Source organism: Luteibacter sp. P4_E6 (assembly GCF_056401535.1).
In genome coordinates, this window is the sequence record NZ_JBFUJE010000219.1 from 1 (window position 1) to 6,559 (window position 6,559).

Here is a 6,559-nt window from a genome sequence, read left to right on the forward strand (position 1 = left end):
CAGATACACCGCCTTGTTATCGCGAATCGCGTCGATCGCCGTCGGACCACGCTCGCTCTTGCCGACCATGCCGAGCAGGCCGGTGGTCTCGAGCATCTGGCGCGTGAACTTGTCCATGCGCGTTGCCGTGGTCGGGCCAGCGGGACCCACCACTTCGTCACGCACGGGATCCACCGGGCCCACGTAGTAGATGAAGCGATTGGTGAAGTCGACCGGCAGCTGTTCGCCGCGGTTGAGCATGTCGATCATGCGCTTGTGCGCGGCGTCGCGACCGGTAAGCAGCTTGCCGTTGAGCAGGATGGTCTCGCCCGGCTTCCAGCTCTGCACTTCCTCGCGGGTGATCGTGTCGAGGTTCACGCGGCGACCCTTCGAAGAGTCGTAGGTGAGCTTCGGCCAGTCTTCCAGCGACGGCGGATCCAGCGCGACCGGACCCGAGCCGTCGAGCACGAAGTGCGCGTGGCGCGTCGCGGCACAGTTCGGGATCAGCGCGACCGGCAGGTTGGCCGCGTGGGTCGGATAGTCCTTCACCTTGATGTCGAGCACGGTGGTGAGGCCACCCAGGCCCTGCGCACCGATGCCGAGCGCGTTGACCTTCTCGTACAGCTCCAGGCGCAGCTCTTCGGCACGGTTGGACGGGCCGCGGGCGATCAGGTCGACAATGTCGATCGGCTCCATGAGAGCCTCCTTCGCCAGCAGCATCGCCTTCTCCGCGGTGCCGCCGATGCCGATGCCGAGCATGCCCGGCGGGCACCAGCCGGCGCCCATGGTCGGTACCGTCTTCAGCACCCAGTCCACGATGGAATCGGACGGATTGAGCATGGCGAACTTGGACTTGGCTTCCGAGCCGCCGCCCTTCGCCGCCACGATGACGTCGAGCTTGTCACCGGGGACGATCGTCACGTTGACCACGGCCGGCGTGTTGTCGCGCGTGTTCATGCGCTTGCCGGCGGGGTCGGCGAGCACCGAGGCGCGCAGCTTGTTGTCCGGGTGGTTATAGGCGCGACGCACGCCTTCGTTGACCATATCCTCGACGCCCATGGTGGCATCGTCCCAGCGCACGTTCATGCCCACCTTGAGGAAGACCGTGACGATACCGGTGTCCTGGCAGATCGGCCGGTGGCCCTCGGCGCACATGCGCGAGTTGATGAGGATCTGGGCGATGGCGTCCTTGGCCGCCGGCGACTCTTCGCGCTCGTAGGCGGCGGAGAGGTTCCGGATGTAGTCGACCGGGTGGTAGTACGAGATGTACTGGAGGGCGTCTGCGACGCTCTGGATGAGGTCGTCCTGCTTGATCGAGGTCATGGCGCTACGGCTGGCTCGCGAGGCTGGCAAAGGCGGGATTTTAGCGCACCTGCCGGTGTAAGGTCCGGGGATGTCGGCCGGTCTATTCACGGCACCCCGAAAACACGGAGTTTCCATGCGTCAGATCCGCCTCGCCTTCCTCGCCCTGTTCGTCGCTTTGGCCTCCCTGGCCGCGGCCGGACCGGCGACGGCTGCCCAGACCGCGCCCGAGTTCGCCGGCATCGCCAAGTGGCATAACTCCCCGCCACTGACCATGAAAGGGTTGCGCGGCAAGGTCGTCCTGATCGATTTCTGGACGTATTCCTGCATCAACTGCCTGCGCACCCTGCCCCACGTCACCCACTGGTACGACCAGTACAAGGACAAGGGCCTGGTAATCATCGGCGTGCATTCGCCGGAATTCCCGTTCGAGAAGCAGGAAGGCAACGTGCGCGACGCCATTGCCCGCTTCGGCATCAAATACCCGGTGGCCCAGGACAACGATCTGGAAACCTGGGACGCCTGGGATAACAAGTACTGGCCGGCCGAATACCTGGTGGACCAGCGCGGAAACGTCGTGGCGCACCACTATGGCGAAGGCAACTACATGGACATGGAGAACGCCATCCGCACCCTGCTCGGCTTGCCGCGACTGGCCGACGCCGATGCCAAGGCGGAAACCGACAAGGACGCCCCGGACTTCGCCCAGCTAGGCTCGCCGGAGATGTATTTCGGCGCCGACCGCAGCGAAAACAACGGCAGCCCCGAGGGCAGCGACACCGGCACGCGCGATTACACGGCGCCCTCCCGCCTCGAGTTGAACAAGTTCGCCCTGGTCGGGCGCTGGGAGATCGGCCGCGACAACGCCAGCCTGGTCGGTGCCAACGGCGAGATCCGCCTGCATTTCAAGGCGAAGATGGTCCACATGGTCGCCAGCGCCAACGACCCGATCACGGTCGAAGTCGCCGTGGACGGCAAGCCGCAGCCGCCGGTCACGGTGCAGGCGAGCAAGCTCTACACCTTGTTCGACGGCGACGGATACAAGGACCACGTGCTCACCATCAAGATCCCCAAGGCGAACTTCCACATGTTCACCTTCACCTTCGGGTAATAGTGTGGGAGCCGATTCATCGGCGATGCCCGGCGCAGCCGGGCCCGGACATTGCGGCGACCTGCTTTCGCCGCTGAAGCGGCTCCCACAGAAAACGGGGCATCAGAACTGGCGTGCACCGGGGTCGACGGCCTTGCAGCTGCCTTGGAACTTCTCGATGCCGTCGATCGTGATCTCGCCGGTACGCCTGTCTATATCGACCTTCGGGTGGTTGAGGCCATTCAAACGGTAACTCGCCCGGATGCGGTCCGGCGACACGTCGATATCCGTCAACGGCCACCAACCGTCCTGTCCGCCCGACGAAATGGGCGGTATGAGGCGTTTCGGTGGCCGTATGCGTCCTTGCCCCTGGTGGATCTCGATCTGGGCCGTCCCCTGCACCTGAGACGGATCCAGCGTGTTGTGCTGGGTATCGACATATTTGTGGTGCTTCGAATCCCATTCGGAGTCGTAGCTGGTATGCGACTCGAGATGCTCGCCGACGCCCGGGCAAATCAGGCTGAGATCGGTCTGGGGCGACTGCTGGGCTGACGCAATCGTCGCCAGCCAGGGCAATGCGACGTAAGTCAGGAAGACGGCGACACGCTTCATGTCCAACCTCTGTGGTCCGGAAGGAAAGGCCTCTGTTCGTAAGAAAACACGTTAGTCGACCATCTGTCGAGGGTCGGTCACTTGCCAAGAGTGTTTCTTAAGATATATCGTACGATCACTACGTACGATACATCGGAGAACACCCATGCACTTTTTCCACCACGCCAAGCACCGGTTCCACGACAAGATGGCTGCCATGGCCATGGGCCGCGGCGGCCGTTTCGGCGGCGGCCCGTTCGGCTTCGACGACCGTGACGGCATGCGCGGCGGGCGCGGCGGCGGTCGTTTCGGCGGCGGCCGCATGTTCGGCACCGGCGACCTGCGCCTCCTCCTGCTCGCCCTGATCGAAGAGCAGCCGCGCCACGGCTACGAACTCATCCGCACTATCGAAGAGATGTTCGACGGCCAGTACAGCCCAAGCCCGGGCGCCATCTACCCGACCCTGACCATGCTCGAAGAACTCGGCTACGCGCGCGTCGAAGCCGAGACCGGTGGCAAGAAGCTCTACGCCATCACCGAAGCAGGCAGCCAGTTCCTGCAGGACAACCGCGACACCCTCGAAGCCCTCACCGAACGCCTGCAGGTGATGTCCCGTCACATGCGCCGCATGGGCGTGCCGGACGGCATCCGCGAAGCCATGCACGCGATCAAGCACCAGCTCATGAACCACCACAAGAGCTGGGACGATACCGAAACCAAGCGCGTCGCCGGCATCATCCACGCAGCTGCAAAGGCCATCGCGGAGCGCAACGCATGAGTGCGACCGAACGGCATGCCATCCAGCGGGTGCGTCATGAGGTAAAAATGCGCCTGCTCGATGTGAAGCAGGTGACGTGGCTTACGCCACACATGGTTCGCGTCACGCTGACCGGCGAAAGCCTTAGGGGCTTCGTTTCGGCCTCGCCCGACGACCACGTCAAGGTGTTCCTCCCCCTCGACGGCGGCGCCATCAACCACCCGACCATGGGTCCGGATGGTCCTGTGTACCCGGAAGGCGTCACGCCCTCTCCGGCACGCGATTACACGCCACGTCGATACGACCCCGCCACCAACGAACTGGACATCGACTTCGTGCTGCACGGCGAAGGTCCGGCATCCACCTGGGCCGAATCGGTGAAAGTCGGCGACAAACTCGGCGTCGGTGGCCCCCGCGGCTCCATGGTCATCCCCGACGACTACGACCATTACGTGCTGGTCGGCGATGAAACCGCCCTGCCCGCGATCGGCCGTTGGCTCGAGGAAATGCCTTCGACGACGCCCGTGACCGTGTTTGCCGAAATTGCCTCGCTCGAAGAGAAGCAATTGCTTCGCCGCGATGTGCGTTGGTTCGTCCGCGGTGAGTCACCTTCGATGGACGAAGCGCTTGCTGCGTTAGCGATTCCGCCTGGCGACACCTTCTGGTGGGTTGCCGTCGAGTCCATGCGTGCACGTGCGCTGCGTTCGCTGCTGGTCGAGAAGCGTGGGATCGACAAGGACTGGGTGAAGGCGACCGGATATTGGCTGGCTGGGTGAGTTCAGGACACGCATGACACGGAAAACAATATCTGGTCACGCAACTCATCTGGACCCGACCAGAGAGAGAGCTCGGCAACGAAATCCTCGCCCTCTACATCCCGTAAGCGCCGCTTAACCGCTCCACTTCGTGAACACATAACCCTGCCAGCTCTACCCTATTCCCTTGACACCTCCACAGACACTCACCTGCTGTTCCATACGCACGACTGCCTAGTCGGATTAAACTTCATGCCTACGGCACACGTTATTGCCCTCGGCTCATGTARGGAATCGCACTTGTATGCTCGACGCGGATCACCCGGATACTGATAATACTTATTACTCGCCAATTTGACTGCACTACAAGATGGCGGCATTGCTGTCATCGCTCGCGATTCCCCGACTGTCATGTCTACGTCCAACTCACCTTGTTCTGAATGCGTTTCGCCAATAAGACGAGCCCCCCTAACGACAATCGATTTTTCGTCCACATCTTCATCGCTCATCTCTTGCTGATTCATTAGCAGCTTGAGCTCTACTGGCACTTGAACTATCACACCACCTTTGTTTACGGGGACGAGACCCACGACGGCCACCTCCTTCCCAGGCTCGATACTCTGGGCAGGGATGGATTTACCTGCGATGAGAAGACGCGAAACAGAAGTTGTACCCCGACAGCTATTTTCCGTGGCGGTACTTTTGCAGATCGACCTAACCTGCAGGCCCTCAATCTCCACAAGTCCGCCAAGCATCGAGACGTGACTCGTTACAGCAGTTCCCTCGGCTGTTGCCATGGTTGAATTCACCAAATTGGCGGACTCAGTGGCCAAATTGTCGATTGTGAGAATCGACAAGGCAGGCAAGCCGTACGATATCTTCGTGCGCTGTGCGTCACTGCTGCCGGAACCTTCTTTTTCGACGATCTCAACCGGATCCTGATCTAACGTTGGCTCCGATATGTCTGGCATATCTAAATAAATGTAAGTTCGACCACTATCTGCTCCGGATCGAGCACTAAAAGAAAGCGTTTGCGCATCGATTGTTCCACTTAATACCAAGAGCATCGACACCACGAGAAATGTTGAGGGCGATTTCATCTGAACCTCCATGTTCTTCCACTCCGATTGCTCCCCTGTTGCTGCCTTCTATACTCCTTCGCTCTCCCCTGCAATACGCCACTCGTTGTAGTCCTCAACACACTGCCCCGCCTTTCGCATGGCCCTACAGATCGCAGGTGACCGTGCCGTGAAATGGCGACGCCGACTGCACGGCAGCCGACGGAATTCAGGATCACCGGTTCGATGGTCGTTTCGATCCGGGCAAACACATAATCTTGCCAGCCGCCGAGTTATCCCCGCCATGGGCCGTTGGCTCGAGGAAATGCCCGCCAGMACGCCCGTGACCRTGTTTGCCGAGATCGCTTCGCTCGAAGAGAAGCAGTCGCTGCACCGCGACGTGCGCTGGTTCGTGCGCGGTGAGTCCCCCTCCCTGGACGAAGCGCTCGCGGCGTTGCCGATCCCGGCAGGCGATACGTTCTGGTGGGTCGCCGTTGAGTCCATGTGTCGCCCGCACCCTGCGCTCGTTGCTGGTCGAAAAGCGCGGTATCGACAAGGACTGGGTGAAGGCGACCGGGTATTCTCAGGCTGACTGAGTTCAGGGCACGCATGACACGGAAAACAAAATCTGGTCACGCAACTCATCCGGGGCCGACCAGAGAGAACTCCGCAGCGAAATGATGGCCTCTACATTGGTACCGTCGTTTACTACATTGGTACCGTCGTTTAATTGATGTCGCGAGATAACCACTCTCTCAGCTTGACCGTTGCCGGCGGCGCTCGACCACCGATGCATGGAACATGTCGGCACGCCATTGCTTTCGAACGTCGACTTAAAGTGAATGACATACGTCGACTGGGTTTCTACACCTTCAACCTCCTCCTCAGTGCTCACACTGACGCGGTCGATGACAGCGTCGCTATTCATGATCTTTCCATTCATGGAGAAGAGGGCCTCTTGAGCCCCCAGGGACGGCGTGAACGTCGTCTCCGGCGGAGCACAGGCGCGTTTCGGACATAGGTACGC

General features: G+C 61.1%; 8 protein-coding genes. 4 read left to right on the plus strand and 4 right to left on the minus strand.

Going from position 1 to position 6,559, the window contains the following annotated elements; all coding sequences use genetic code 11:
- On the minus strand, nucleotides 1-1,302 hold a 1,302-nt coding region (locus AC1DT2_RS13525), incomplete at its 3' end, for a fumarate hydratase (protein WP_477296804.1).
- Nucleotides 1,303-1,417: 115 nt separating this feature from the next.
- Here AC1DT2_RS13525 and AC1DT2_RS13530 point away from each other — a divergent pair.
- Nucleotides 1,418-2,392 (plus strand): thioredoxin family protein, encoded by a 975-nt coding sequence (locus AC1DT2_RS13530; protein WP_477296806.1) that lies wholly within the window; start codon nucleotides 1,418-1,420, stop codon nucleotides 2,390-2,392.
- A 102-nt stretch (nucleotides 2,393-2,494) separates the two neighbouring features.
- Here the strand turns inward: AC1DT2_RS13530 and AC1DT2_RS13535 are convergent, their stop codons facing one another.
- On the minus strand, nucleotides 2,495-2,983 hold the full coding sequence (locus tag AC1DT2_RS13535; protein WP_477296808.1) for a hypothetical protein: 489 nt from the start codon (nucleotides 2,981-2,983) through the stop codon (nucleotides 2,495-2,497).
- Between the two features lie 145 nt (nucleotides 2,984-3,128).
- Here AC1DT2_RS13535 and AC1DT2_RS13540 point away from each other — a divergent pair, with 145 nt between their 5' ends.
- Both AC1DT2_RS13540 and AC1DT2_RS13545 read left to right on the plus strand, forming a co-directional pair.
- Nucleotides 3,129-3,740 carry a PadR family transcriptional regulator gene (locus AC1DT2_RS13540; RefSeq protein ID WP_477296810.1) on the plus strand — a complete coding sequence of 204 codons (612 nt, stop codon included), beginning with the start codon at nucleotides 3,129-3,131 and terminating at the stop codon, nucleotides 3,738-3,740.
- Complete coding sequence (locus AC1DT2_RS13545) at nucleotides 3,737-4,495, plus strand: siderophore-interacting protein (protein ID WP_477296812.1); 759 nt, start codon at nucleotides 3,737-3,739, stop codon at nucleotides 4,493-4,495. Before AC1DT2_RS13540 ends, AC1DT2_RS13545 begins: the two co-directional genes overlap by 4 nt.
- A 185-nt stretch (nucleotides 4,496-4,680) precedes the next feature.
- Here the strand turns inward: AC1DT2_RS13545 and AC1DT2_RS13550 are convergent, their stop codons facing one another.
- Nucleotides 4,681-5,586 (minus strand): chitin binding peritrophin-A domain-containing protein, encoded by a 906-nt coding sequence (locus AC1DT2_RS13550; RefSeq protein WP_477296814.1) that lies wholly within the window; start codon nucleotides 5,584-5,586, stop codon nucleotides 4,681-4,683.
- A gap of 250 nt (nucleotides 5,587-5,836) precedes the next feature.
- On the opposite strand from AC1DT2_RS13550, the gene AC1DT2_RS13555 reads away from it, so the two are divergent.
- Nucleotides 5,837-6,124 (plus strand): SIP domain-containing protein, encoded by a 288-nt coding sequence (locus tag AC1DT2_RS13555; protein ID WP_477296816.1) that lies wholly within the window; start codon nucleotides 5,837-5,839, stop codon nucleotides 6,122-6,124.
- 6 nt (nucleotides 6,125-6,130) lie between these two features.
- On the opposite strand, the gene AC1DT2_RS13560 is transcribed toward AC1DT2_RS13555, so the two are convergent.
- On the minus strand, nucleotides 6,131-6,559 hold a 429-nt coding region (locus AC1DT2_RS13560; protein WP_477296818.1), incomplete at its 5' end, for a hypothetical protein.